Below are 4523 nucleotides of genomic sequence, written 5' to 3' on the forward strand. Positions count from 1 at the left end.
TGTGGACATATCGCGCCTCATCCGCTGCCTCTGGCCGTAATTGATGATCAACTGTTGCAGCCACCAATTTTCCAGGCAACACCGCCTGCGCCAGCAAAAGCAAAGCCAAGCTGTCCGGTCCACCAGAAACGGCGCAGAGCAGCCCGTCTCCCTCGGCAACCTGCACAGTGCCTAAGGCACTTCTAAACCGGTCAAGAATGACTGGGTCGAGGGTTACTTGCACTTCGCCCGTGTTTTGCCCGCCGCGATGCGTTCTACCAGCCGACTGGTGACAGCATCAGGATAAGCCCTTTCCAGTTCGCCAAAGGCTTCACAGGCTTCGGCTGTTTTGCCGAGATCCGTCAATGCAGAGCCAAGGAAAAACAGACTGTCGGGTGCGCGGTCGCCGCGCGGTTCGGTCTTATAATTGTCGTAGAATACCTTGACAGCAGTCGCCGGTTTTTTGTCATCCAACCATGCCCGCCCTAACAAATTGCGCGCATAGCTGGCGCGCTTGTGTTTCGGAAATTTGGTTAATGTTTCTTCCAGGGTCGCTTGCGATTCAGGATAGAATTTGGCTTCCCACAATCTGTATCCATAGGTGTAGCCGTCCTCGAACACATCGCCTGTGGCGGGGCGTTCTACGGCAGCAACCGCAGCGATGCGCGCTGGATTTGGCTTAGCGGTCAAAGCGGGTTTGCCCGTCGCAACAACTGGCTTGGGTTTTGGTAGCGTGACTGCGGCAGGGGCTGGCGCAGTGACGGGCACAACGGCTTCAGCCGGTGCTGCTTGCGCTGCCAATTGCGTTTCGATGGCTTTCAACCTGCCCTCAAGTCCACGCATACCATTGCCTTGCAACTCTACTTGCCCGGTCAAGGTTGCAAGCTGTGCCTCAAGTGCATCGACCCGTGCGGTTAAATCAGCAGTGGCGCTTGTGGAGCTTGTGGTTGGCGCGGGTGCAGTTTGCGATGGAATTTCAGGCTCGACAAATTTACCGGCGCCATTTGGGAAGACCTGACGCTGCACAGCGCGCATTTCTTTCTCGAGCTTGCCGACGCGCCCATCGATGTTTGCGTCTTGCGCAAATACAGGCGTGCTGAGTGCCAATGTTACGCTGCTGATGATGGCGAACCGATAATTCATTGTGTTACTTCCATTTACCAAACGTCGACACCTCATAGCTTACTGGAACTCTGCAATAAAGGCCCATCGCTTAATTTTGGAGTAACCAACTTCAAATTTATCGAAAATTCGACTTCGATGACTAAATTCATGAATCCGATGGGGCCGGGATTGAAGCGCGGGCAAGCAGATCCTTTGCACTTATACCAATGTCGGCGATGGTTTTATCGGGTGCGCCAAGCTGCGGCACTGCTTTCCCGCCAACGGTGATGTCCAGCAGCTGCGGACGTCCCGTCACGATCATTGGCTTGTTGGCATCCTGAGGAACAGTGAAACTGTCGCCTTTTACCATTTCTTTTTCAAACAGCCGGTTTTGGTCTGCATCGTAGATTTTAACCCACACATTTCCTGTCGCGGTCAAAACCACAACGCCGTTGCGGCTGGTCCCCGCAGGCTTCGGCTGAGCCACGGTTTGCCGTACGACCGACTGAGGCGCAGTTACAGCCTGCGTTAAGGTCACGCTTCTGAATACCAGATAAGCAGCCAGAATAACGGCCGCAATTGCAGCGGCAGTCCATGCTAATGTTTTGGATGGGACGCGTGCCGGGTCCGCTGGTTCGTAATTTTGAAGTGGCGCTTGATATCCCTGATGCCCGCTGCGCGACAATTCGGCGCGCAAGGCGTTGACTGTCGCGATCTCGTCAAGGTCTACGGCGCGGGCATAAGACCGCACGAAACCAATTGTATATGTTTGACCGGGCAGCGCGCCGAATTGAGATTGTTCAATAGACTCCAAATGGCGCATGGGCACACGCGTCTTTGCCGCAACGCTGGAAAGGGTCATGCCTAACTGTTCGCGGGCAGACTTAAGGAGTTCGCCGACCGTTTTTGGCACAGCTTCGACGGCGGGGATTTCGTCTGCTGCATTCTCCACGACCTGATTCCCCACCTTTGCGCGCAGTCATGCAGATAATGGGCATCCTGCGCATAATGTCAACGTTGATTGCGGAAACTCATCATTCAAAATCAATTGGTTCAGCCTATTTCGATACCTTGACTATTTGCCCATGCTGTTAGCGATTCGCGCAGGTTTTCGGTGGGAGCATTCAGCAATTCGTCCATCTTCGCCCGAATGTCCGAATGGTTGGTAGAGCGTATCATGGCTTTGATTGGGCCAACCGCAGCAGGCGTGATCGACAAACGGTGAATACCAACCCCGATTAGGGCAAGTGCCTCAAGTGTTCGCCCGCCCATTTCCCCGCATACGGCGACATCAACGTCATGGCCCTCCGTCGCTTTGACGACCCGCCGGATAAAGCGTAAAATGGCAGGGCTTAACCAATCATAACGTTCGGCCAATCTGGGATCGGCCCGATCTGCGGCAAACAGAAACTGGGTTAGATCATTTGTGCCAATCGACAGAAAGTTGATCTTCGGCAGCAAGATATCCAAAGTCTCCGCCAGTGCCGGCACTTCAAGCATTGCGCCGTATCGGATTTTGTTGGGCAACAGTTTCTTTTGTTTGCTTAGAAACGCAATCTGTCCATCGAAAATAGCCTTAGCCGCATCGAATTCCCAAGGTTCGGACACCATTGGAAACATGACATTCAGTGTGCGACCAGCTGCGGCCTCGATCAAGGCGCGTGCCTGTGCCTTCATTAAACCGGCGTGATCAAGCGACAAGCGCAGCGCGCGCCAGCCAAGCGCCGGATTTTCCTCTTCGCTCGCCTCATCTTTAAGATACGGCAGCACCTTGTCGCCGCCGATATCCAGTGTGCGAAAAATAACGGGTTTGTCGCCAGCCGCGTCCAACACATCGCGATAGAAACGCTGCTGTCGTTCACGTTGGGGCAGCGTGGCGGAGATCAGGAACTGGAACTCTGTCCTAAACAAGCCAACGCCTTCGGCCCCCGTTGTCGCCAAAGCTGCCATGTCATCGCGTAAGCCAGCGTTGATCATTAAAGTAACCGGCACGCCGTCGGTGGTGACCGATGCCGCGTCCCGCATTGAAGCATAACGCGCTTTTTTCTTTTGCCGATCAATCAGGTCGTGCTGGAAAATCTCTTCGGCAGCAGAAGATGGCCTTACAATTACGCTTTTGTCATCCGCGTTTAGCAAAAGCATGTCGCCGTCGTGTACTTTGTGACGAATGCCGCGCACTCGGCCAAGAACAGGAATGCCCATCGCCCGGGCAACAATTACCACATGGGCCGTGAGCGAGCCTTCTTCGAGAACCACCCCGCGCAGCCGCCGTTTGTCATATTCGAGCAATTCGGCTGGCCCCAGATTGCGTGCAATCAGTATCGAGTCTCTTTTCAAACCAAGCTGCGCCGCAGTGCTCATCTGACCAGACACGATGCGGAGCAATCTGTTGGAAAGATCCTCTAGGTCATGCATGCGGTCCGCGAGCAGCGGATCATCAATCTGACGCATGCGCATGCGGGTGCGTTGCTGAACGCGTTCAATGGCTGCCTCGGCGGTTAGGCCACTGTCGATTGCCTCGTTAATCCGGCGGCTCCAGCCTTCGTCATACGCAAACATCTTGTACGTCGCGATGACCTCTTCATGTTCGCCACCCGTACCGAAATCAATTTGGCTCGCAATGCGGTCAATTTGTTCACGCATTTTGTCAAAGGCTGAATATACCCGCTGGCGCTCGGCCTCAACGTCTTCGGCAACGGTATGTTCGATGCGCACATTGGGCTGATGGAAAATCGCTACGCCAGCGGCTGCGCCCTTAACCAGTGGCAGGCCAGTGAGACTAATAGTACCAGTCTCGTTGCCACCACGTGCGCTTGGTTCGTCAATTAAATCAGCATTGGCAATCAGCTCAGACAGGACCATTGCGACGGTCTGCAACGCCTCAATTTCGATTTCCTCATATTTGCGCGGCTCAACATGTTGAACCGCGAGTACGCCCACCGCGCTTTCGGAACGGACAATTGGGACACCTGCAAAGCTGTGAAAACGCTCTTCGCCGGTTTCGGGCACATACCGAAAATTGGGATGTGCCGCCGCTTCATCAAGGTTTAGCGTTTCGACATTTTCGGCAATAGTGCCGACAAGACCTTCGCCCAGCCCCAAACGGGTAATGTGAACGGCTGCTTGATTGAGCCCGCGCGTAGCGAACAACTCAAGCGCGCCATCCCGCAACAAATAAATCGAACATACCTCGCTAGAGAGCGCCTCACCAATAATATTGACGACATGGTTCAGCTTTCCCTGTGCATGGTTCTTTGAGGCCATCACCTCGTGAAGACCAGTCAGGATGTTACGGGCAGAACGGGTAGCGCTTTCCATAAGCTGCACTTAGCAGAGACCTTAAAGGCAAGCGATACCCTGCATGAATTTATTCGTAGTCAGCCAGTTAAGGCAGACTCATGCATAAGCACATCTTTAAGATGTAATTTCTGCTTTTTCAG

General features: G+C 53.9%; 4 protein-coding genes. All 4 read right to left on the reverse strand.

Features of this window, described 5'->3' with window-relative positions; genetic code table 11:
- On the reverse strand, nt 1-166 hold a 166-nt coding region (locus tag ACIQ2T_RS12030; protein WP_397591024.1), incomplete at its 3' end, for an ATP-binding protein.
- Between the two features lie 47 nt (nt 167-213).
- Nucleotides 214-1122 (reverse strand): hypothetical protein, encoded by a 909-nt coding sequence (locus tag ACIQ2T_RS12035; protein ID WP_397591021.1) that lies wholly within the window; start codon nt 1120-1122, stop codon nt 214-216.
- Nucleotides 1123-1249: 127 nt separating this feature from the next.
- The gene (locus ACIQ2T_RS12040) at nt 1250-2035 is read right to left on the reverse strand and encodes a helix-turn-helix domain-containing protein (RefSeq protein ID WP_397591022.1); all 786 of its coding nucleotides are present in this window, start codon (nt 2033-2035) and stop codon (nt 1250-1252) included.
- 101 nt (nt 2036-2136) lie between these two features.
- Nucleotides 2137-4401, reverse strand: coding sequence for a phosphoenolpyruvate--protein phosphotransferase (gene ptsP / locus ACIQ2T_RS12045; protein ID WP_397591023.1), 2265 nt, complete (start codon nt 4399-4401; stop codon nt 2137-2139).
- Nucleotides 4402-4523 lie beyond the last annotated feature (122 nt).

It is taken from the genome of Sphingorhabdus sp., from assembly GCF_044357595.1.
GTDB lineage: Bacteria > Pseudomonadota > Alphaproteobacteria > Sphingomonadales > Sphingomonadaceae > Sphingorhabdus_B.

Coding starts and splice junctions, on each gene's coding strand:
- ptsP (WP_397591023.1), bottom strand. CDS start 4,401: ATGGAAAGCGCTACCCGTTCTGCCCGTAACATCCTGACTGGTCTTCAC.
- ACIQ2T_RS12035 (WP_397591021.1), bottom strand. CDS start 1,122: ATGAATTATCGGTTCGCCATCATCAGCAGCGTAACATTGGCACTCAGC.